The sequence below is a fragment of the Paenibacillus oleatilyticus genome, from assembly GCF_018998565.1.
GTDB lineage: Bacteria > Bacillota > Bacilli > Paenibacillales > NBRC-103111 > Paenibacillus_G > Paenibacillus_G oleatilyticus.
In genome coordinates, this window is the sequence record NZ_JAHNZO010000031.1 from 45,401 (window position 1) to 66,579 (window position 21,179).

Genomic DNA, 21,179 nt, shown 5'->3' on the forward strand with positions numbered 1-21,179 from the left:
CCGGAAAAAACAAAGGAGCTTGAATCAGCATGATGGCACGTAAAGATTGGGATACGTATTTCATGGATATCGCCTATATGGCTTCCACCCGCTCCCAATGCAGCCGAAGGCATGTTGGAGCCGTCCTGGTGCAGGGGAAGAAGCTGCTTGGCACGGCGTACAACGGTGCTCCGATGGGCGTGCCGGATTGCTCGGAAGCGGGCTGCATGCTCGTGGAAGAGTACGAATTGGTCGCATCGGACGGCAAGGAGCAGGTGGTCAAGAAGCAGCGCTGCATCCGGACGATCCATGCGGAGCAAAACCTGCTGTTGTTTACGGACCGCGAGGACCGCGAAGGGTCCGTCGTTTATGTGACCGACCAGCCGTGCTGGACGTGCGCGAATATGCTCGCGAACAGCGGCGTGTCGGAAATCGTGTTCCACCGGTCGTATCCGAAAGACAACGACAAGGTGCGAGCGCTGATGGAGCAGCGCGGAATGACGTTCCGGCAGCTTGAAAACTACGAGCCTCCGGCCGGAACGGTCAGCGAAGTGAAAAATTAGAACGATCCAAAGCTTAGGAGGAAGAACCTCTTTTGGGCGTGCATCAGGCATGCGCCCGGAAGAGGTTCTTTTTTTGTTGCTGGAAGGAGGAGCGGATGGCTCAAAGACCGATCGTAGCGTTCGCGGTTTGTTGGGGTATAGGCTATGCCGTTGCGGTGATCGCGCCGCTGCCATGGATTAATCTATGGCTGGCTATGGCTGCAGGTATACTGTATTGCGCTGCGATGATCATGAGGCCCAAAGGGACCGTTTGGCTCCGCAGTCTGCTGATCGTCGCGGCCGCGGCGGGTATATACGGCGACCATGATGCCCGAAACCGGAGCTTGGTCGAATTACAGACCGAAGAAATAAGCAGCGTGCATTTTCTAGGGAGGATCGTGACGCCGGTTTCGGTAGATGGGGACCGCGTTTCCTTTCAAGCGGAAGCCGAGTCCATAGCGATTCCTGAGTATGGTGTACCGGAGAATGGCGGCAAAGGCGAGCGGATGCAATTTTCGATCCGTTTACTTGCCCGGGAGGAGCAGGAGACGGCCAGACGTTGGGAGCGGGGCGACCGGATCGAGCTGGACGGAACGCTGCGCCGTCCGGCGGAAGCGCGTAACTTTGGCGGCTTCGACTACCGGAACTATTTGCGGCTGCAGCATATTCACTGGCAGATGACGGCAAAAGGGATAGCAGGACTCGCCGTAACGCAACCGGAATCCGGGGAATGGGGCGGCTGGCTTGCCATGCGCGGCATCGACCGCTTTCGAGACCGGCTGGCTGCGCAGGTAGACCGGTTGTTCCCTCCGGATCAAAGCGGCTTTATGAAAGGCATGCTGATCGGCCTGACGGATGAGATCGAACCGCAGCAATTCGAGCGGTTTTCCCGGCTGGGCCTGACTCATATTATCGCGATCTCCGGCCTGAATGTCGCTATTTTTCTGGCGTGCTTGATCTGGCTGCTGCGCCGCTTTGGACTGACACGGGAAACGGTTCTGCTTACCGCGCTTGCGCTGATGCCGCTGTATATCGCCGTCACCGGGGCTTCGCCTTCGATCGTCCGCGCCGGCCTGATGGCGATGATCGGCTTGTATGCCGCTTACCGGAACCGGCTCAAGGACGGGCTCCACATCGCACTGATCGCGGGAGTCGGCATGCTCGTCTGGAATCCGTATTACTTGCTGGACGTCAGCTTCCAGCTGTCGTTTCTGGTGACACTCGGCCTCATTCTCGGCGTTCCGCAAATGAACAAGCTGCTGCCGGTAAAGCATGCGAAGCTGAGAGACGCGCTTTCGATTACCGTAGTCGCGCAGCTGATCTCGTTCCCGCTGTCGATTTATTATTTCAACCAATTTTCCCTGCTTTCGTTCGCTGCCAATTTTGCGCTGGTTCCTGCATTTAGCGCATGGGTGATGCCGGGCGGAACGGCAGCCATGCTGCTTGGATTCGTCTGGGGGACCGGAGCGGGCTGGCTTGGGTGGCTAATTGCCAAGACGAATGAGCTTTTGTTTTACGTGGTGGAACAAGCCAGCAAGCCGGATGCGGTTCAAACGATTTGGCCGACCCCTTCGCCGGTATGGATATTGGCTTATTACGGGCTGTTGTGCGCGGTGCTTGTGCTGCTGCAGCCGTTCGCGGCCAAGGACGAAGGGGGTGCCCCCGAGCCGATGCTTTACGGGGTGAAAACGAATAAACTGCCGTTCCTAAACCGGCAAAAGATGAATCGTTACGTCCTGCTGCCCGCCAGTTTGCTCGGCTTTGCGGGACTTCTCTGGTACGGCTACGATCCCGAACGCGGAACAGCGGAGGGACGCGTGCAGTTCCTGGATGTAGGGCAGGGGGACAGCATCTTGATCCAGACGCTCCCGGGAGGCCATACGATCTTGGTGGACGGAGGCGGAACGGTTTCCTTCCGCAAACCGGGGGATGTGTGGAAGGAGCGGAGAGACCCGTATGAAGTGGGCCGGAAGCTGCTCGTTCCGCTGCTCAAAAAACGCGGCGTGCAGCAAATTGACGAGCTTATTTTAACGCATCAGGATGCCGATCATTTCGGGGGCTTGCAGGCGGTGCTTGAGCACATTCCCGTGCGGCGGTTTTTGTTCAACGGGACTTTGAAGCCGCTGCCGGCCGTGGAAAAGCTGTTTCAAACCGCACTGGGGAAAGGAACGGAGCTGGTCGAGGTGGAGGCGGGAGATACGCTGCAAGTCGACTCCGGCACGGTTCTTCATTTCTTATACCCGCTGCCGGAGGGAGAGCGGGAGGGCGTGCGTGTGGAGCAGGATCAAAACCCGAGCTCCGTCGTGTTTTTAATGGAGATGGCGGGTACCCGCTGGCTGTTCACAGGCGACATCGGACAGGCCGAGGAGCGAAAGCTGCTCGACCGTTGGTCGGCGGTAACGCCAGGACTTGCTCAAGGAGAGGCGCTGGCTCCTGCCGTTTATGAACCTGCGTCGTCAACTGGGGCGGCCGCACAGGTACCGGTAATATACAAGCCCGTCGATGTGCTGAAGGTCGCCCATCACGGCAGCAAATCGTCTACAGCCGAAGAGTGGCTAAACGCTTGGCAGCCGAAGCACGCGGTCATCTCCGCCGGGGCGAACAACATTTACGGGCATCCGAACCGGCAGGTGCTGGAGCGGCTGACGTCGCACGGCATAAGCGTGCAGCGGACGGACAGGGACGGGGAGGTACAGATGACCGTGCGGGGCGGAATGATTTATACGCGAACGAAGCTCCGGCCCTGAAGGTATGGCGGTAACAGGAACAGGAGCGCCTACTGCACCCCATAATGCAGCGAAAGCCGCCCGGTCCATGCGATGATGGACCAAGCAGCTTTGGTGAAGCGGAAACGCAGGTGAAGGCGCAGCCTGCGTTAAGAGGCGGCATTCACCGAAGCAACGGTGCGGGAGCGCCTGCGGATATAAGCATACACGGTCAAGACGACGATCAGTTCCGAAAGCGGGATAGCGAGCCAAATTCCGGTCGTTCCCATGACATGGGGCAGGGTGAACAGCAGAGCGACCATGATCAGCATTTCGCGCGCTATGGTAATCCAAGTCGCCATTTTGACTTGATCGGTCGATTGAAAGTACGTCATCATGACAAAGTTGACGCCCATGAACAGATAACCGATGAAAAACAAACGTATGCCGGAAGCGGCCAGCTCCTGAACCTCCCGGGTAAATGAACCAAACAAGGAGACGATGCCGTCGGCCGTAACCAAACCGATCAGAAACACGCCCAGCCCGATGCCGATCGACGTTTTTACGGCGATGCGGATCGTTTCCCGCTCCCGGGCATGCTGCTTCGCGCCCCGATAGTAGCTGATCAGCGGCTGAATGCCCGATCCCATGCCGATGAACAACATCAGCACTACGCTGTGCACGTAATTTAAAATGGAGAAGGCCGATACGCCTAACGTGCCTGCCCACCGGACCATAGCCATATTGTAGCCTGCCGTAAAGACGGCGATGCCCAACTCCGCGACGAAGCTCGGAAAGCCGATCGTGAACGTGCTCTTGGCCAGCTTCCACGACAAACGCAGCTTGACGAAGCGGAGCGTGCTGTCCTTGCGCAGAAAATGTGTGAACAGCACGCACGCCCCGATGGCCGATGCGCCGATCAGCGCCCATGCGGACCCGGCTACGCCGAAGTCGAGGACAAACAATAGCACGTAATTTAGCCCGATATTGCAAACGGCTGTCACGAGCAGCGAAATCATCGCCAGATTCGGATTGGCGTCGTTGCGGACAAAGATGCTGAATGCATTTTGCACGGTGACAACAAAGCCGAAGCTCAGCAGCACGGTCATAAATTCCATCGTATATGGCATCGTTTCGTTATTGGCTCCGAGAAACACCGCCAGCTTTTCGCGGAACAAATAAGCAATTCCCGCCAGCAAGAGCGTCAAGCTGAAAATAAGCGTAAGCGAGTGAGTAAAGATCGAGCGTGCCTGCTCTACGTTTTTGGCGCCTAACGATCTGGAATATAATGCCGCACCGCCGATGCCGACCCACAGCGATATGGCAAAATAAATCGAAAATACCGGAAAAGCGACATTGACCCCTGCGAGCGCGACCTCGCCGAGCCGCTGCCCGACGAAAATGCCGTCAATCACGACGTTAATGGACATCATAAACATGCCGACAATCGACGGAACCAAATAGCGGACGAATACTTTGCTTACGGAATCGGATTCCAGCGCTGTCAGCTTGTTGTTTTCAAGTTGCATCATACACCTCTAGTGATCTTCTTTAAGTATTCCTTTCCATAATAAGGAAAAGGTTGTTTCGGCCGCTTGTATAAAATAATCCGGGCTGCCGAAAATTAGTTTGGCGGTCAAGCCTTCGTAAACCGTATGCACGGCGAGCGCGCCTTCCTTCGGATGGACCTGCGTGGTCGAATCGAGCTGAAAAGCAAGCTCCAGCAGATGAAGCAAATGATGCGAATACAATTCGTACATCGTGATGCACAGTTCCTGCAGCGGCTCCGGAGGCATGAACGCCATCAGAAACATCAGCTTCACATTCCGGTTGGCCGCGTAGCGGTCTTTCATCTCTTCAACGAAGGTGCGCAGCAGCGCCTGCAGCGGCTCTCCCTTATGCTCGTGAAAAAACGTGGTCAAGTAGGCGATTTCCTGCTTCGTTGCGTCCTCGTGGATTTCCACGACCAAATCTTTCTTGCTCTCAAAATGAGCGTACATCGACTGCTTTTTAATCCCTACCTCTTGGGCAATATCCGCCAGCTTCGTGCCCTCGTAACCGTATTGCAGCAGATGCCCTATGGCGGCTTTCTTGATCTCTTCTCTTCGACTCATCGTACTCACCTTGGCTCTATGACTTCGTTTACCTTACTACGGTCAGGCAAATATATCAGTAATATTATCACAATTTCAGCTGTTTTCAAACAGAAACCTTACTGTCGTCAGTTCTTTATAAAAAACAAGTCTTGAAACTCCGCCCATAGTTTGCTATATTTTTTGTTTGTGGGGCTTCCGGTTTTAATGGTCGGAGCCACCGCGGGTGGGTGAGGGTTAACTAGAACCGAGGATCGGTTATGATATTTTCGCAGCGATTTAAAGCTAGCCTGTTGGTACTGACCGGCGCTGCATCGTACGGGATACTGTCCACTTGCGTCAAGCTGGCGTATAAGGACGGCTTTTCGCCCGCCGAAGTGACGGGCAGCCAAGTCATGTTCGGCTTTGTGGCTTTGTGGCTTCTGAGCATCCGTTGCTGGGGCTACATGAAGAAGATGCCGAAGATGGTCTTTCTGAAGCTGCTCGGCAGCGGGGTGTTTACGGGGATTACCGGCGTGTTTTACTACTACGCGCTGCAAACGTTGAGCGCGTCGTTCGCGGTGCTGCTGCTGTTCCAGTTCACCTGGATGGGGCTGCTTGCGGATTGGCTGTTGCAAAAAAAAGCGCCCAACCCGTTTCAGCTCATCGGCGTTGTCATCGTGCTGGCCGGCACGCTGTTCGCCTCCGGTTTTCTCGAAGGCAGCGTGCCTCAACTCAGCTGGGCCGGTATCGGGCTCGGGCTGCTTGCGGCCGCAAGCTATACCCTGACTGTCTATTTCAGCGGCAGGGTTGCGACAGATGTGCCTGCGATTTTGCGCAGCTCGTGGATGCTGACGGGAGCGGTCATCGTCGTGTCGCTTATTTATCCGCCGACGTTTCTGTGGAGCGGCGCGCTGACGAACGGCCTGTGGGGATGGGCGGTCATTCTCAGCCTGTTCGGCATGATCCTTCCGCCGTACTTGTATACCAAGGGTGCCCCGCACCTCAGTACCGGCGTAGCCTCCATCATCGGGGCGATCGAGCTGCCCGTCGTCATTGTGTGCTCCAGCCTGCTGCTTCATGAGCGGACCGGCTTGCTCCAGTGGCTCGGCATCGCACTTATTTTTGCCGGCATCGTCGTATCCGAATGGAAAAGCAAACGCGCGAGCCAAAGCGAACGGAACCTTGCGGAGCCCCAAGCGGACATGCCGCGATAAGTGACCGGCAGCAACGGTTTGATGTAAATCAAAAAGAGGCATTCTTCCGAGTAGACGTGAATCTGCTTGGGAGAAGCCTCTTTTTTGTATGCCGGGGTACGATTTTTATTCTTTCCGGTATTGACTTAGCCGCTGCAGCGTACCGGCTGCTTCGCTCATCAATTCGCCGATGAGCTTGCTTGCGGATTCGGTCCTATTCAAGCGCAGCGCTTGCCCGGCCCAGAGCGACATATACTGCGGGTTATTTTCGTTTGCCGCGGCCTTTCGGATGTCTTGCGTTAATTTATTTTGAATAGGGTACTCGGGAATGGGGCCTGGGTATTGCTTCATATCCGAAATAAATTCATTTTTAATCCCCCGGGCCGCTTTTCCCGAAAAAGCGACGGTCACCGTCGTATCCTCTTCGCTGCTTTGAAGGATGGTCCGCTTATGCTGCTCGTGGGCTCCGCTTTCGTCACAGGTCAGAAAAGCGGTGCCCATCTGCACGCCGCAAGCGCCCAGCGCCAGGCTGGCCACGATGCCGCGGCCATCCATAATGCCTCCCGAGGCGATGACGGGAGTGCGGACTTGGGCGACAATCTGAGGGACCAGCGCCATCGTTCCGACCAGTCCGTCCTCGTAACGGCCCAGAAACGTGCCGCGATGTCCGCCGGCTTCGCTGCCTTGGGCGACGATAAGGTCGATCCCCGCCGCCTCAAGTGCCAGCGCTTCGCGAACCGTGGTCGCGGTCCCGATGAGCTTAATGCCTTCGCTTTTCAGCTTGCCGATGTGCTCCGGCGAAGGAATGCCGAAGGTGAAGCTGAACACAGGCACCCGTTCGTCCAGAACGACTTGAAGCTGCTCTTCGAAGGTTTCTTGAAACTTGGCAGGCATAGCCCCCGGCGCAAGCTTAAACCGTTCCCGGTAGCGGTTTAACCATTCGTTCATTCGCGCTGCGGTCTCATCGGGCGGACCGAACGATTCAGGGGTAAACAAATTGACGGCAAAAGGGCGGTCCGTCAGACGGCGGACATCCTCGATGGCGCGTTTGATTTGCTCGGGCGGGAGATATCCGGCCCCAATCGTCCCCAGACCGCCGGCTTCCGACACGGCGGCTACGAGCTCCGGCGTCGTCGGCCCCCCGGCCATGCCGGCTTGTATGATGGGATAGGTACATCCGACGAGGTCTGTCATCGGGGAAGAAAACATGGTACAGCACTCCTTCCAATACTTTGGCGGCATATCCAAACCAGCTATGTTCTCATCATAAGCAATCCGTTTCATCAAGTAAAATCGCAATAGCAGATACCCGCCATCTTAGATTAAGATGGCTGGGCGGGGCCGCGCGGCACAAGGAAGCGGTTCTTGATCTCATGGAGGAACACCTTGTAGGCTTGCGTCAAATAGGCGTCTTTCCGGCGGATAAATACCGTTTGAACCCGTCCGTACCGTTCCGGGATAGGATAGGATCGGACGAGGCTTTCCTTGGTTTTGCTGCGCACGATCGATTCGGGAAGCAGCGAGACGCCAAGTCCGGCGGCAACGCAGCCGATAATCGTTTCCAAGGTGCCGAATTCCATAATTTTGACGGGCATGACGCCTTCCTCTTGAAGCCAGCCAAGCAGCTTGGCCCGGTAGGAGCAGCCGGAACGAAAAACGAGAACGGTACGGTCCGTCAATTCCTTAGGAAAATCAAGACGCGGACGCAATGCGTCCGTGACAAGGACAAGCTCTTCCTCGAAGACGGAATCCTGCAGCAGCTCCGGATGTTCTACGGGGCCCATGACAAACGCTCCGTCCAGGCTGTAATCGAGCACCGCCTGAATCAATTGCTGTGTCGGTCCCGTCACGAAAGACAAATCGACCTCCGGGCACATCCGGTGATAGTCCGCCAGTAAGTGGGGGAGCCGGACGGCGGCGGTCGTTTCCATCGACCCGATCGACAACGGCCCGGTCGGCGTTGACGCATCTTGAACCGCTTTGCGCGCCTCTTCCAATAAACGCAGTGCTTTGTCGGCGTACTCAAGCAGCGTTTTGCCGGCAGAAGTTAGCGTAATGCCCCGGTTATGCCGGTAAAAGAGCGGGGCGCCAAGCTCTTTTTCAAGCTGCTTGATTTTCGTGGTGACGTTGGATTGCGCGTAATTTAGCAGTTGGGCGGCTTTGGAGACGCTGCCGCTCCGCGCGGCGGCTTGAAACACTTGAAGAGCTGCGGTATCCAGCGGCATAATCGGTGCCTCCTTTGATATATGAAAAAGTGATACATAATATCAAAATCATTTTATTTACATGATATCAGGTTGCATCTATGATAGACAAGACAATAACGTTTTGTTGAACGAGACAGCGGAGGGATCGGGATGAACGAGCAAAAAAAGCGTTCGCTATTATTAGTCGGCGGGGGAATCGCTTCTCTTTTTATCGCAATGGGGGTCGGGCGGTTCGCATATACGCCGATTCTTCCGCTGATGCTGAAGCAGCAGCTGTTTTCCGAGGCGGGCGCCGGCGCGCTGGCTTCGTCGAATTATGCGGGTTATTTGGCCGGTGCGATTATGACTGCTTTGAAGGCTCGGAAGGAGAGCAGAGTGAGCCGGCTGAAGCTGGCGCTTATCGTCAGCGTGGCAACGACGGCATGGATGGGGATCGCGGACAGCTATGCGCTATGGTTCGTGCTGCGCTTCGTCTCCGGCTTCGCAAGTGCCGTAATCTTCGTCTACGTGTCAGGATTGGTCATGGACGGCTTGGCGGGGCTGTCGAAGCCTCATCATGCGGTGGGGCTCTTTTACAGCGGCGTCGGCCTCGGCATTACGGCGACCGGCTTTGCGGTCACTTGGCTGCATGAGCAGTACGGCTGGCGCGGCACGTGGCTTGGCATGGCGCTAATATGCGCCGTTTTGCTGGCACTGGCGTGGACGAAGCTTCGGGAACCGGCGGATTCAGCGGCTGCGGTGGCCCGCGAAGGCTTGGCCGTGCCCGAGGATCGCAGGTCGCTGACAAGCTTCAAAATACGGCTGCTGATCGTCTACGGGCTGGAAGGGCTCGGTTACATCGTGACCGGTACGTTTCTGGTCGCTTACGTGCAGCAGCTTCCGGCGATGCAGTCTTTTTCAGCGTGGAGCTGGATTTTGGCCGGCGCAACGGCCGTTCCTTCCTGCTGGTTGTGGTCCCTCCTCGCAGGCCGGATCGGCAGCAGGGCGGCTTTATTCGCGGCCATGGTGCTCCAAGCGGTCGGGATCGCGCTTCCCGTCATTTATCCGGCTTGGCCGGGCGTGATGACGGGGGCCGTGCTGTTTGGTTTTACGTTCATGGGCGTGACGACGCTGGCTATTTCGTGGACGCGGCGGCGGATGCCGGCTGATTCCGGAACATTTGTCGGCGTCCTCACCGCCGTTTACGGCACCGGGCAGGTGGCCGGTCCGATCGCCGCAGGCTGGATGGTGTCGGGCAGCGGGCACTACCAAGGGGCGTTAATCGGCGCAGCCTCGATCGTATGCGCCGGAGCGCTCGCCACGATTTTTCCCGCGAGACGGAAGGGCGTTTACACCAAGACGGCCCAAGCATCGGCAGCCAAACGGTGACATAGACCGGGAACAATTCTGTTTTATATTTGAACTCATCATCGGATTCTCAGCGAATCTCCGGGTACGAGACCCTTAACGGGTATTGTCAGCCGGGAACCGCGGGGAATCCGATCTTTTTTGCCACGAAACAAAAAAGCCCCGTATACGTATAATTGAACGACATGAGTCGGCTGTTCAAGCCTGACAAAATCTATATACCTTGAAGTCAAAATTTGATATGCTGATAGAGTTGTGTTCCGGGTGCAACATTTTGCCTGACGCACTCGTTTATAAGGTTGCAAGAGAGGGGGATCCCAGTGGTAGCGCCTGAAGTTATCAAGGCTGCCCAGTCGGGCGATCGCGACGCTCTAATTACCCTATTGCGCGAAATTGAAAATCACGTCTACCGTACCGCTTATTACATTTTAAACAATGAGCAGGATGCCATGGACGCCGCTCAGGAAGCGTTAATCCGAATTTATACGAAGATCAACTCCTACGAAGAAAAGGCTCAGTTTAAAACGTGGGTGCAGCGCATCGTGACCAACTTGTGCATCGATAAATTCCGCCGGGCCAAGCCTACGGTTTCGATCGAGCAGCACGATTTGAGCTTTACCGACCATAAAACGGTGGAAGACGAAGTGATGTCTACGTATATCGCTCAGGACATCCGAGATGCAATCGACAAGCTCCCCGAGCACCATCGGTCCGTCGTGGTGCTTCGATACTTGCAGGATTTTTCCTACAATGAAATAGCGGAATCGCTCGACTTGCCGATCAACACGGTGAAATCTTATTTGTTCCGGGCGAGACAGCAGCTCCAAACCATCCTGAGGGAGTACAAAAAGCCAAGCGGCGACGCGGTTCGAGGGTAAGCGGCGCAGCATGAAGAGGATATACGAATCGTTACGGAAAGGTAGTGTACGGGGATGATGTGTCAAGAGGTGATCGAACTGATGCAGAGATACCTGGACCGGGATCTCGATGAAACGGAGTACGGCCGGATGCTTCAGCATCTGGAGCAGTGTCCGGATTGCACGGAATTGTTCGAACGTCTTGTTAATTTATCGAACGAGCTGGAGAGCTTGCCCAAGGTAACGCCGCCATTCAGCTTGGTCGATGCCATATTGCCGAAGCTGGAGCAGCTTGAGGCGGCGGGAGCCATGCCGGATACCGCTTTCGCTGCTTCCGACAAAATAGAGCGCGAGACGGAAGCGCTGCGGGCGAAGACTGCGCCCGATCCGGCGGACGAACGTCCGACCTGGGGAAGCTGGCGCAAAAATGTGCGGGAATGGATTTCTTTCCCTGTGTTCGGCGGCGTCGTGGCGGCCGGGCTCGTGTTCGGATTTTTCCTGTTCCAGCACCAGTCCAAACCTGATGGGGACGCGGGAAGATTGCTGCTCTCGATGACGGATAAGAAAGTGGAAAATGCTGCGGCCAGTCAAGCGACCGATACGGCGAAAAGCCAGCCAGCGGCGCAGGCGGGGGGCAAGGCAGATAAGTCTCTTCCCGCAGGCGGCTCCGATAACAAAGCGGCGTCCGAGGAGCACAAGCCACAAAATTTGTCCGCAGGAAGCGGCGACGCCAACAAAGATGGTCCTGTCCAACCGAGAAGCTCCGAGGCAGCGGATGCGGACTGGAAGGCAAGTCAGACTGCCGTGCCCCGTCAGCAGCCGTCTGGAGGGGGGGACAAGACGGCGGAACCGGAGCAGCCCGTTCAGGAGAAGCTGCCGAAGGCTCCGACAGAGAGACGCGATAATGCGGCGGCGCCTTCCCAACAGCCTGCTTCTCCCCCGGAACAGGAAAAAGGGAATTCTTCCGGGGACCGGGGCGGTCAACAGACGTTAGTGCCGAAGAACGGCGGTGGGGAGCAAGCGAAGGGCTTTATCGCCTCGGAGCCAACCCAGCCTTCGGAAGAAGCGGTTACCTCCGAATCGGACGATACGGGCGGTGCCGAAGCGATGGATCAGCCGCCGTTGGAAGGCTCCGCTCAAGGCAGCACGCATATGGGCATTGCCGCGAAGCCGGACTCAAAGCCTGCAGCTCACGAGCTTACATCCTCGGACGGGAAGTATAAGGCAGCGGTCCGGGAAGAGAAAATTGTTATTTTTGATAAAGACGGCAAAGAACTGTATGCGTCCGGCTACAATTGGAAAGGCGCGGATCGCATCGAGCTTGTGGAATGGTCCGGCGACGGGAAATTGACGTACCGGGTCAACATGTCCGACCAGTCCAAGACGTTCGTCATCGACCTCAAAGCCAAGAACGAAACGGAAGTCAAATCGAGCAATCCGTAACGGAAAGCGGGTTTCAACAAGTTCATGAAAGTTTAACATATTGGTAAAGAGAACTGTTGCACCCCGCGGCGTACTTTCACGTATATATACAATAGATTAAGTCGGAAGACGATTCACGTCGTATGACCATCTGCGGGCCGGTTTCTAGAGCTTGCCCGGCAGATGTTTATATAGATGGGTTTCGGGCAAAGGGATTAGGTCGAGCCTCAGGGCTTTGACGTAATCCCTTTGTTGTTGGTATCATGAAGGACGTAAGCAGAGCGGGAAGGAACGGTGGGCGGCACGATGGATTACAAAACGGCGATGAAGCACATCAGCAAGGGGCAGTTTAAGCCCGTATACATAGCCTACGGGGCGGAAAGCTATCTGATTCAGGAGCTGATCGCCCGCTTGACGGACAAGCTGATCGAGCCGGAGCATAAAGCGTTTGCCGTATCGCGGTACGATCTGACGGAAACGCCGGTCGATGCCGTTATCGAGGAGGCGGAGACGCTGCCTTTTATGGTGCCGAGCAAGCTGGTCGTGGCGACGAATGCGCTGTTTCTGACCGGCGCGAAGGAAAGCGGTAAGGTGGAGCATTCGCTCGAACGGCTTGCGGACTATTTGAAATCCCCAGTGGATTTCTCGATCATCGTTTTTACGGTCGAGGCGGACAAGCTGGACGAGCGCAAAAAGATCGTCAAGGCGCTGAAGGAAGCCGATGCGCTGGTCTCGTGCGCCATGCTGTCGGCGGACGAACTGACGGGGTGGGTCAATCAGGAAGCGGGAAAAGCCGGTTTTTCGTTCGGTCCCGGGGTCGCGGAGCAGCTCATTCTGTACACGGGCACCAGCCTTCAGGCGCTCGTCAAGGAAGTGGAGAAATGCGCCCTCTACGTCGGTCAAGGGGGGACGCTTCAAGCCGACGATTTGGAGCAGCTCGTCACGAGAAGCATCGAGCAGAACATTTTCCTGCTGATTGAGCATATCGTTCAGGTCAAGCTGGATCAGGCGTTTACGATGCTGAGCGAGCTTATCCGCCGCAAGGAGGAGCCGATCAAAATCGTGATGCTGATCGCCCGGCAGTTCCGCATTATGTTTCAAGTCAAGGATTTAATGCAGCAGGGCTATTCGCAGCAACAAATCGCCGGCCAGCTCGGGCTGCATCCGTACGGGGTGAAGGTTGCGGCCGGTCAGGCGAACAAGTTCGAATTGAAGCAGCTTGCGGACATTTTGCAGCAGCTTGCGGATCTCGATTACCGGATGAAGAGCGGGAAAATCGACAAGGTGCTGGGCTTGGAAATGTTTCTGCTGCGGCTGGCGTCCTGACGATACAAGAGAAGAGCATGATCGTTCCGGGAAGGAGGGGTCATGCTCTTGTTGTTTGATGAAAACCTTCTTCATACGAGCAGCTCCTTCATGTAAATAAAAAAGACCGACAGGACAAATGGCCTGAAGGTCTTTCTTTATCGCATGTATGTTGTTGACAACGGGTACGGAGACAACGCCTCGTACCTGCTGCAACGCCGCTTAAGTACCTTACGATTGAGCGGAAAGAGCATTAAGTCTTTTCGCGAGACGGGACTTTTTGCGGGCAGCGGCATTTTTATGGATTAATCCTTTGGTCACTGCTTTGTCCAACTTTTTGCTGGCAGCGATCAGAGCGGCTTTAGCCGTTTCCACGTTGGTGCCTGCGATTGCAGTTTCAGCTGTTTTTACAGCCGTGCGGAGCGCGGATTTGTGCGAAGCGTTGCGAAGACGGCGCTTCTCGCTTACTTTCACGCGTTTAATCGCGGATTTAATGTTTGGCATGACGTTCACCTCCTACCACAACTTGCAAAAAAACATAGGTCATGTTTTGTTGACAACTCTTAATATTCTAACATGGGCCATATGAAAATGCAATAGAAGCGCCGGACCGAGCCTGTAAAACTTTTGCATAACGGATTTGGCTTTTTCACACAATAACTTGGCGAGCCAGAATGAAAGGAGACGAGAGCATGGGATTGGATTTGAGCGCTTACTCCGTGCGGACGGATCTGGCCCTTGAGGCGCACGATTTGGCATCGGCCGGCGGCATGACGATACCGGGCATCGAGCGGACGCAGTACGAACAGGAAGGCGTCCGGGTCAGCGTGATTGATATTACTTCCCAGGAGGGCTCCCAGGCGGTCGGGAAGCTTCCGGGTCATTACATAACCTTGGACGTGCCGGCCCTGCGTCAAAAAGACAGCGATCTGCAGGACCGGGTAGCCACGATATTGGCGCAGGAGTTCGAGAAATTTTTGCACAAGCTGAATATCGGGCCGAAGGCGAGCGTGCTGATTATCGGACTCGGCAACTGGAACGTGACCCCCGATGCGCTGGGACCGATGGTCGTGGAAAATGTCATGGTGACCCGCCATTATTTCGAGCTGATGCCGGATCAGGTCAGCCCGGGCTATCGTCCGGTGAGCTCTGTGGCGCCGGGCGTGCTTGGGACGACCGGGATCGAGACGAGCCAGATCGTGCAGGGAATCGTGGAACAGGCGAAGCCCGATCTGGTCATCGCCATCGATGCGCTGGCATCCCGTTCGCTCGAACGCGTCAACACGACGATTCAGATTGCGGACACGGGGATTCATCCCGGGTCGGGCATCGGCAACAAGCGCAGAGGCTTGACGCTGGATACGCTTGGGGTGCCCGTTATCGCCATCGGCGTGCCGACCGTCGTCTATGCGTCCACGATCGTGAACAATGCGTTCGATATGATGCATAACCATTTCCGCAAACAGACGACGAACACCGGACATATTCTCGGTCTTCTCGACAATATGCAGGAGCAGGAGCGGCTGCAGTTGGTGAAGGAAGTGCTCGACCCGCTCGGCCACGATCTGCTCGTGACGCCCAAGGAGATTGACCAGTTCATCGAAGACATCGCCAACATTATTGCCAGCGGGCTGAATGCCGCGCTGCATGAGGCGGTCGATACGAGCAACGTGTCTGCATATACGCATTAAGCCGAACGAACGTCCGGGAACGGCAGGATGACGATCCTCCGCCCCGGGCGTTTTTGATACGCCGGTAAATTTCTCATGGTCTATGATTTTCAGGTTCTATCTTCTAGCGCGGCTTCATAGAGTTGGTAATAGAGAAGCGGACATACCTCCTGGCGGCAAAAAAAAGTGCCGGGGGTGCCTGCTCAGCCGAAGATGCACCAGAAGCCGAACAAGGAGGAATGGATCATGAAGTGGCCGGCCGTAACTGTCAATTTAAGCAGATACCGGAAAATGGGACAAGCCATCGGCGTGTACTCAAAGACGTTGACCATCCTGATGACAGGATGTCTGTTGTTTTTTATAGCGATCGGATTGCTGGGGTATGTGCATTCGACCGTCTCGAACCCTTCCCCTTCCACGTCGATGAAGGGACTGGCGGCATCCGTATCCAGCCGTTTCTTCATGGATATGATGGGGATGGAGGTGCCGGGCCTGCAGCAGGACCGCAAGTCGTTTACATTTTCGCAATCGAACGTGTCGGGTTTCCTGTTCTCGCTGTTTACCGATCTGAACCCAAAAGATCCGAAGACGCTCGTCTCCCGCGAAGTGCCCGGGCTGTCGCAGGAGCGCTCCGTGCTGCTGAGCGGCGCCGACGGCTTCGTCGTCGATTCTCCTGAGGACTATGGCCCCAAATCTGACGTGTTCCAGCGCGGGGACCTGGGGGAAGCGGGCTCGATCACGGCCAATCCCCGAGCGAAATCGGTCGACGACGGAAAAGTGCAGGGTCCTGCCATCCCGCTGCCTGCGGCCGAAGGACCGAGAATGGCCGGCAAAAACGTCGCTTTCATCTATCAATCGCACAATCAGGAATCGTATTTGCCGGAGCTGCCGGGCGTCCGAGACCCGGACAAGGCGTACGACCCGAAACGGAACGTGACGCTGGTCGGGCTGCGGCTCGCGCAAATGCTGGAGAAGGAAGGCATCGGCGCTGTGCACTCGGATAAAAACTATCCGGCTATCGAAAAAAGCTTCAACTACTATTATTCCTACAAATATTCGTTCAAAACGCTGGAAGAGGCCGTATCCGGGCATCCGGACCTGAAATTTTATTTCGATATTCACCGCGACTCGCAGCGCCGCGACAAGACGACGGCGACGATCAACGGCAAAGCTTACGCGCAAATCTACTTTATCATCGGCGGCAAAAATCCGAATTGGAAGCAAAACTACCAGTTCGCCGAACAAATCGACCGCGTGCTTGAAGCGAAATATCCCGGCCTCTCCAAAGGGATTCATGCCAAAAACGGCGAAGGCAACGGCGTCTACAATCAGACCTTCTCCCCGAACAGCGTGCTGATCGAGGTTGGCGGGGTGGATAATAGCCTGGAGGAGTGCTATCGCACCGTGGACGCGCTGGCCAAGGCGGTTTCCGAAGTCATCCTGAATGCGCAGAAGGTCGATGCGCCGGTTACAGACGGGAAAAACGGGAAACAGTAACGGCCGGTACCGGAGCCTGGCAAGAAAGAGAGGAGAGCGCGGTGAGAGGAAATGCGTTCGTTAAAGTCGGCGCCGTAGGGTTGGCGATGGCCTTCTGCATCTTTTTCGGAGTCGCGCTTGCCACGCAGGGAACCGAGCGGATTCACGGCCCGCTGACCAAGCCGCAGGCCGGAGCCGGAGAGGCGAAGCAGCACGCGTATACCGCTGCCCCTGCAGGGAAGTCGGGCGCCGCGTCTCCGGCCGGAGCGAATGCAGCGGGGCCGGTGCCCAAGCCGCATGCGCAGCGGCCTGCGGAGGCTAAAGCGAAGCCGGCGATGCCGGAAGATCCGGCCGCGAACACGGGCATCAACCGTGTCGGGAACAAGACGGGGGAGCTGCTGCAAATTGCGGCGTATCACGGCATCCGTTTCGTCGTTTCCATATTTGAAGCGATCAGTCCATAAGCGCCGTCTTCGGGAACGGGGCGGAGATGGAAGTTTTAGGGGTGTCCATTGCTGCCCGCCGTCACAACTGCTATAATTAGAAGTATTGTAAATTTGCAGGTTAGTGAGGGTAAAGCTGCCGATGGATATCCAAGCCAGACAAAAGAAAATAAGAAATTTTTGTATCATCGCTCATATCGACCACGGGAAATCGACGCTTGCAGACCGCATCCTCGAATACACCGGCGCACTTTCGTCGCGTGAAATGCAGGAGCAGGTGCTTGACCAGATGGATCTGGAGCGCGAGCGGGGCATCACGATTAAGCTGCAGGCGGTTCGCCTTAGCTACCGGGCCGACGACGGTGAAGATTATATATTGAATTTGATCGATACCCCGGGACACGTCGACTTTACGTACGAGGTTTCCCGCAGTCTCGCCGCCTGTGAAGGCGCGCTGCTCGTCGTGGACGCGGCGCAGGGGATTGAAGCGCAGACGCTTGCCAACGTTTACTTGGCGTTGGACAACAATCTGGAAATTTTGCCGGTCATCAACAAAATCGACCTCCCCAGCGCCGAGCCGGAACGGGTGAAGCAGGAAGTCGAGGACGTGATCGGGCTTGACGCCAGCGATGCGGTGCTGGCTTCCGCCAAGGCCGGCATCGGAATCAAGGAGATTCTCGAGCAGGTCGTACAGAAGGTCCCTGCACCGACAGGGAATCCGGACAACCCACTCAAGGCGCTCATTTTCGACTCGCACTACGATCCGTATAAGGGCGTTATCGTGTACGTCCGCGTCATCGACGGCTCAATCAAAGCGGGCTCGAAAATCAAATTCATGGCGACGGACAAAACGTTCGAGGTCATCGAGGTCGGTGCGTTCAAGCCGCGCATGGGCTCGGTTCCTTCGCTGGAGGTCGGCGATGTCGGCTTCATCGTCGCCGGGATCAAGAACGTCGGCGACACCCGGGTCGGGGATACGGTAACGGACGCCAAAAATCCGACGCTCGAGCCGCTGCCGGGCTACCGCAAAATCAACCCGATGGTATTCTGCGGACTGTATCCGATCGAAACGAGCGATTACAACGATCTGCGCGAAGCGCTGGAGAAGCTGCAGTTGAACGACGCGTCGCTCAGCTTCGAGCCGGAGACGTCCACGGCGCTCGGCTTCGGCTTCCGCTGCGGATTTTTGGGATTGCTTCACATGGAGATCATCCAGGAGCGGATCGAGCGCGAATTTAACATTCCGCTCATTACGACCGCACCGAGCGTGGTGTTCCGCGTGACGCAGACGAACGGTACCGTGCTGAATATCGAGAACCCGTCGCTGTTCCCGGAGCCGGGCAAAATCGACTTCGTCGAAGAGCCTTACGTCAAGGCGTCCGTCATCGTCCCGAACGATTATGTCGGCGCCATCATGGAGCTGTGCCAATCGAAGCGCGGCGAATATATCAATATGGAATATCTCGACACGACTCGTGTAACGCTCACTTACGATATTCCGCTGTCGGAGATCGTCTACGACTTCTTCGATCAATTGAAATCGAGCACCAAAGGCTACGCTTCGTTCGATTACGAACTGTCGGGCTACAAGCGTTCCAATCTGGTGAAAATGGACATTCTGCTAAACGGGGAGCAGGTGGACGCGCTCTCGTTCATCGTACACCGCGACCGGGCATTCCACCGCGGCCGCATCATTTGCGAGAAGCTCAAGGAGCTCATTCCGCGCCAAATGTTCGAGGTGCCGGTACAGGCGGCGATCGGCCAGAAGGTCATCGCGCGCGAGACGGTGAAGGCGATGCGCAAGAACGTCCTTGCCAAGTGCTACGGCGGCGACATTTCGCGGAAGAGGAAGCTGCTCGAGAAGCAGAAGGAAGGCAAAAAGCGCATGAAGCAGGTCGGCAGCGTGGAAGTGCCGCAGGAAGCGTTTATGGCCGTATTGAAGATCGACGATAACTAAGAAAAAAGCAGGCAGGTGCTTCGGAGTTCCGGACGCCTGCTTTTGCCATTAGGGGGAACCTAAATGCTGCAGCGAACCCAGACACCCCAAGCGGTGTATATTCATATCCCTTTTTGCACGAACAAATGCCACTACTGCGATTTCAACTCCTACGTGCTGAAAGGCCAGCCCGTCTTGGATTACTTGGACGCGCTCGAGCGCGAGATGGAGCGGACGGTACAGGCGGTCCCGCCGGGGGAGATCGAGACGATCTTCGTCGGGGGCGGCACGCCGACGGTGTTGACGCCGGAGCAGATGGAAGTATTTTTACGCCGCGTCCGCGCTTATTTCCCGGCCTGGTCGCCGCAGTTGGAATTTACGATGGAGGCGAATCCGGGCACAACCGACCCGGAGAAGCTGCAAGCGATGAAAGAAGGAGGCGTCAACCGGATCAGCTTCGGGGTGCAATCGTTCGACAACGGGCTGCTTGAAGGTATCGGGCGCATCCACAATACCGACGACGTATACCGGAGCTTGGAGAACGCGCGGAAGGCCGGGTTTACGAACCTGTCCATCGACCTGATGTTCGGCCTGCCGAAGCAGACCAAGGCGGTAATGGAAGCGACGCTGAAGGAAGCGCTCGCGCTGGACTTGCCTCATTACTCGATCTACAGCTTGAAGGTGGAAGAGAATACGCTGTTCCACGCGCTTTATGAGCGCGGACAGCTGCCGCTGCCCGAAGAGGATGAGGAAATCGGCATGTTTCTGCTGATTATGGAGCGGTTGCGTTCGGCCGGCTACGGCCAGTATGAAATAAGCAACTTCGCCAAACCCGGGTACGAGAGTCGGCATAACGCGATGTACTGGCGCAATCAGAGCTATTACGGCCTTGGCGCCGGGGCTCATGGCTACGTTCACGGTCAGCGGCATGTGAATATTAAAGGCGTCCAGCCTTATATCGACGCGACGCGAAGCGGGCTGCCGCTGCTGGACAAGAGCGCGGTGGAAGTTCATGAAGCGATGGAAGATTTCATGATGGTCGGGCTGCGGATGCTCGGCGGCGTGCGTAAGGCGGATTTTAACGGGCAGTTCGGCATGGAGCTGGACGACGTGTTCGGACATGTGCTCCGGCGGCAATGCAGCCTCGGACTGTTGGAGGCGAGCGCCGGGGGGTACAAGCTGACGGAGCGGGGCGTGCTGCTCGGAAACGAAGTGTTCGGCGAATTTTTGGGAGCCGTAAAAAATACGTCAAAAATAGGTTGATCCTTTATACGTCTTGTTGTATATTTATTCATATCATTTTCTACATGAGATACTACTAGGCGATGGGTGGGAACCGCTATGACGACGACGTTGACCTGCAGACAAGCGACTGCGCAGGACATTGACACATTATACGACATTATTCAAGGCTATGCTGAAAAAGGAATTATGCTTCCGCGTACCAAGGAGACGCTGTCTGTGCAGCTCGATACGTTCGTCGTAGCGGAGATCGACGGCCAGCTTGTAGGCTGTGGTTCGCTCACAAGGCTCGGGCAGGATCTGGTCGAGATCCGGTCGCTCGGCGTTTCGGACGGATACAAAGGTCAAGGCATCGGCAAGGCGCTCGTTGGCTCGCTGCTGCACGAAGCGAAGCAGCAGGGCATCCCGAAAGTCATGGCGCTGACCTACGAGGTGGCTTTCTTCGAAAGAAACGGCTTTACCGTTGTCGAGAAGGAGATCTTCCCCGAGAAGGTATGGCGCGACTGCATCCACTGCAAAAAGCAGCATTGCTGCGACGAAATCGCCGTCCTGAAACGGCTCGACTGACTTGACACAGACCCTATGGGTCTGTTATTTTTGTATTAGCTTAGCACTCACTAACGCGGAGTGCTAACGAAAGCGCGGTTTAGATGTTTGAAAAACAAGGCGAGCAAGGCATGCCTTGGTTTCGATTTTTAATATAGTTGTTTTTCGGCTGATATGTTTTTGACGGAGGAAAGAACTGCAGTCGGGGCTTATGCTTCCGAAGTCGTTTTCCTA

18 protein-coding genes are annotated in these 21,179 nt (G+C 56.1%); 13 read left to right on the forward strand and 5 right to left on the reverse strand.

Translation table 11 applies throughout. From position 1 onward, the window contains the following. Nucleotides 1-29: 29 nt before the first annotated feature. On the forward strand, nucleotides 30-542 hold the full coding sequence (locus KQX66_RS29530; protein ID WP_063184767.1) for a deoxycytidylate deaminase: 513 nt from the start codon (nucleotides 30-32) through the stop codon (nucleotides 540-542). A 95-nt stretch (nucleotides 543-637) separates the two neighbouring features. Further along, nucleotides 638-3,268, forward strand: coding sequence for a DNA internalization-related competence protein ComEC/Rec2 (locus KQX66_RS29535; protein WP_216796644.1), 2,631 nt, complete (start codon nucleotides 638-640; stop codon nucleotides 3,266-3,268). Nucleotides 3,269-3,396: 128 nt separating this feature from the next. Here KQX66_RS29535 and KQX66_RS29540 read toward each other — a convergent pair whose 3' ends face one another. Both KQX66_RS29540 and KQX66_RS37880 read right to left on the reverse strand, forming a co-directional pair. Further along, a complete protein-coding gene (locus KQX66_RS29540; protein ID WP_216796646.1) occupies nucleotides 3,397-4,758 on the reverse strand; it encodes an MATE family efflux transporter in 1,362 nt (453 codons plus the stop codon). A gap of 6 nt (nucleotides 4,759-4,764) precedes the next feature. Beyond that, nucleotides 4,765-5,340 (reverse strand): TetR/AcrR family transcriptional regulator, encoded by a 576-nt coding sequence (locus KQX66_RS37880; protein ID WP_216796648.1) that lies wholly within the window; start codon nucleotides 5,338-5,340, stop codon nucleotides 4,765-4,767. Between the two features lie 239 nt (nucleotides 5,341-5,579). On the opposite strand from KQX66_RS37880, the gene KQX66_RS29550 reads away from it, so the two are divergent. Continuing rightward, the gene (locus KQX66_RS29550; RefSeq protein WP_216796655.1) at nucleotides 5,580-6,515 is read left to right on the forward strand and encodes an EamA family transporter; all 936 of its coding nucleotides are present in this window, start codon (nucleotides 5,580-5,582) and stop codon (nucleotides 6,513-6,515) included. Nucleotides 6,516-6,620: 105 nt separating this feature from the next. Here KQX66_RS29550 and KQX66_RS29555 read toward each other — a convergent pair whose 3' ends face one another. Both KQX66_RS29555 and KQX66_RS29560 read right to left on the reverse strand, forming a co-directional pair. After that, complete coding sequence (locus KQX66_RS29555; RefSeq protein ID WP_216796657.1) at nucleotides 6,621-7,703, reverse strand: NAD(P)H-dependent flavin oxidoreductase; 1,083 nt, start codon at nucleotides 7,701-7,703, stop codon at nucleotides 6,621-6,623. Nucleotides 7,704-7,816: 113 nt separating this feature from the next. Beyond that, the gene (locus KQX66_RS29560; RefSeq protein WP_438804216.1) at nucleotides 7,817-8,719 is read right to left on the reverse strand and encodes a LysR family transcriptional regulator; all 903 of its coding nucleotides are present in this window, start codon (nucleotides 8,717-8,719) and stop codon (nucleotides 7,817-7,819) included. 132 nt (nucleotides 8,720-8,851) lie between these two features. Here KQX66_RS29560 and KQX66_RS29565 point away from each other — a divergent pair, with 132 nt between their 5' ends. The 4 genes from KQX66_RS29565 to holA all read left to right on the forward strand — a co-directional run bounded on the left by KQX66_RS29565 (nucleotide 8,852) and on the right by holA (nucleotide 13,653). Next, nucleotides 8,852-10,069, forward strand: a complete 1,218-nt coding sequence (locus KQX66_RS29565; protein ID WP_216796665.1) for a YbfB/YjiJ family MFS transporter — start codon at nucleotides 8,852-8,854, stop codon at nucleotides 10,067-10,069. A 299-nt stretch (nucleotides 10,070-10,368) separates the two neighbouring features. After that, entirely contained in the window at nucleotides 10,369-10,926 is a 558-nt protein-coding gene (locus KQX66_RS29570; RefSeq protein ID WP_036677069.1) for an RNA polymerase sigma factor, read from the forward strand. A gap of 81 nt (nucleotides 10,927-11,007) precedes the next feature. Beyond that, the gene (locus KQX66_RS29575; RefSeq protein ID WP_253957517.1) at nucleotides 11,008-12,348 is read left to right on the forward strand and encodes an anti-sigma factor family protein; all 1,341 of its coding nucleotides are present in this window, start codon (nucleotides 11,008-11,010) and stop codon (nucleotides 12,346-12,348) included. 285 nt (nucleotides 12,349-12,633) lie between these two features. Further along, the gene (holA, locus tag KQX66_RS29580) at nucleotides 12,634-13,653 is read left to right on the forward strand and encodes a DNA polymerase III subunit delta (RefSeq protein ID WP_216796674.1); all 1,020 of its coding nucleotides are present in this window, start codon (nucleotides 12,634-12,636) and stop codon (nucleotides 13,651-13,653) included. A gap of 210 nt (nucleotides 13,654-13,863) precedes the next feature. Here holA and rpsT read toward each other — a convergent pair whose 3' ends face one another. Further along, the gene (gene rpsT, locus KQX66_RS29585) at nucleotides 13,864-14,136 is read right to left on the reverse strand and encodes a 30S ribosomal protein S20 (RefSeq protein WP_010495603.1); all 273 of its coding nucleotides are present in this window, start codon (nucleotides 14,134-14,136) and stop codon (nucleotides 13,864-13,866) included. A 188-nt stretch (nucleotides 14,137-14,324) separates the two neighbouring features. Here rpsT and gpr point away from each other — a divergent pair, with 188 nt between their 5' ends. From gpr to KQX66_RS29615, 6 genes are all read left to right on the forward strand, one after another. Further along, nucleotides 14,325-15,323: a GPR endopeptidase gene (gene gpr, locus KQX66_RS29590; protein WP_216796676.1), complete on the forward strand. Its 999-nt coding sequence runs from the start codon at nucleotides 14,325-14,327 to the stop codon at nucleotides 15,321-15,323. Between the two features lie 225 nt (nucleotides 15,324-15,548). Then, nucleotides 15,549-16,799 (forward strand): stage II sporulation protein P, encoded by a 1,251-nt coding sequence (gene spoIIP / locus KQX66_RS29595; protein WP_216796678.1) that lies wholly within the window; start codon nucleotides 15,549-15,551, stop codon nucleotides 16,797-16,799. 41 nt (nucleotides 16,800-16,840) lie between these two features. Continuing rightward, nucleotides 16,841-17,242: a hypothetical protein gene (locus tag KQX66_RS29600; protein WP_216796680.1), complete on the forward strand. Its 402-nt coding sequence runs from the start codon at nucleotides 16,841-16,843 to the stop codon at nucleotides 17,240-17,242. A 121-nt stretch (nucleotides 17,243-17,363) separates the two neighbouring features. Next, nucleotides 17,364-19,178 (forward strand): translation elongation factor 4, encoded by a 1,815-nt coding sequence (gene lepA, locus KQX66_RS29605; RefSeq protein WP_284439860.1) that lies wholly within the window; start codon nucleotides 17,364-17,366, stop codon nucleotides 19,176-19,178. A gap of 63 nt (nucleotides 19,179-19,241) precedes the next feature. Continuing rightward, entirely contained in the window at nucleotides 19,242-20,420 is a 1,179-nt protein-coding gene (hemW, locus tag KQX66_RS29610) for a radical SAM family heme chaperone HemW (protein WP_216796682.1), read from the forward strand. Between the two features lie 78 nt (nucleotides 20,421-20,498). Then, nucleotides 20,499-20,966: an N-acetyltransferase gene (locus KQX66_RS29615; RefSeq protein ID WP_054976870.1), complete on the forward strand. Its 468-nt coding sequence runs from the start codon at nucleotides 20,499-20,501 to the stop codon at nucleotides 20,964-20,966. The last annotated feature ends 213 nt before the right edge of the window (nucleotides 20,967-21,179 follow it).

What these genes read in the sequence shown, in the direction of transcription:
- KQX66_RS29530 (WP_063184767.1), top strand. Translation starts at nt 30, where the DNA reads ATGATGGCACGTAAAGATTGGGATACGTATTTCATGGATATCGCCTAT.
- KQX66_RS29535 (WP_216796644.1), top strand. Translation starts at nt 638, where the DNA reads ATGGCTCAAAGACCGATCGTAGCGTTCGCGGTTTGTTGGGGTATAGGC.
- KQX66_RS29540 (WP_216796646.1), bottom strand. Translation starts at nt 4,758, where the DNA reads ATGATGCAACTTGAAAACAACAAGCTGACAGCGCTGGAATCCGATTCC.
- KQX66_RS37880 (WP_216796648.1), bottom strand. Translation starts at nt 5,340, where the DNA reads ATGAGTCGAAGAGAAGAGATCAAGAAAGCCGCCATAGGGCATCTGCTG.
- KQX66_RS29550 (WP_216796655.1), top strand. Translation starts at nt 5,580, where the DNA reads ATGATATTTTCGCAGCGATTTAAAGCTAGCCTGTTGGTACTGACCGGC.
- KQX66_RS29555 (WP_216796657.1), bottom strand. Translation starts at nt 7,703, where the DNA reads ATGTTTTCTTCCCCGATGACAGACCTCGTCGGATGTACCTATCCCATC.
- KQX66_RS29560 (WP_438804216.1), bottom strand. Translation starts at nt 8,719, where the DNA reads ATGCCGCTGGATACCGCAGCTCTTCAAGTGTTTCAAGCCGCCGCGCGG.
- KQX66_RS29565 (WP_216796665.1), top strand. Translation starts at nt 8,852, where the DNA reads ATGAACGAGCAAAAAAAGCGTTCGCTATTATTAGTCGGCGGGGGAATC.
- KQX66_RS29575 (WP_253957517.1), top strand. Translation starts at nt 11,008, where the DNA reads ATGCAGAGATACCTGGACCGGGATCTCGATGAAACGGAGTACGGCCGG.
- holA (WP_216796674.1), top strand. Translation starts at nt 12,634, where the DNA reads ATGGATTACAAAACGGCGATGAAGCACATCAGCAAGGGGCAGTTTAAG.
- rpsT (WP_010495603.1), bottom strand. Translation starts at nt 14,136, where the DNA reads ATGCCAAACATTAAATCCGCGATTAAACGCGTGAAAGTAAGCGAGAAG.
- gpr (WP_216796676.1), top strand. Translation starts at nt 14,325, where the DNA reads ATGGGATTGGATTTGAGCGCTTACTCCGTGCGGACGGATCTGGCCCTT.
- spoIIP (WP_216796678.1), top strand. Translation starts at nt 15,549, where the DNA reads ATGAAGTGGCCGGCCGTAACTGTCAATTTAAGCAGATACCGGAAAATG.
- lepA (WP_284439860.1), top strand. Translation starts at nt 17,364, where the DNA reads ATGGATATCCAAGCCAGACAAAAGAAAATAAGAAATTTTTGTATCATC.
- hemW (WP_216796682.1), top strand. Translation starts at nt 19,242, where the DNA reads ATGCTGCAGCGAACCCAGACACCCCAAGCGGTGTATATTCATATCCCT.
- KQX66_RS29615 (WP_054976870.1), top strand. Translation starts at nt 20,499, where the DNA reads ATGACGACGACGTTGACCTGCAGACAAGCGACTGCGCAGGACATTGAC.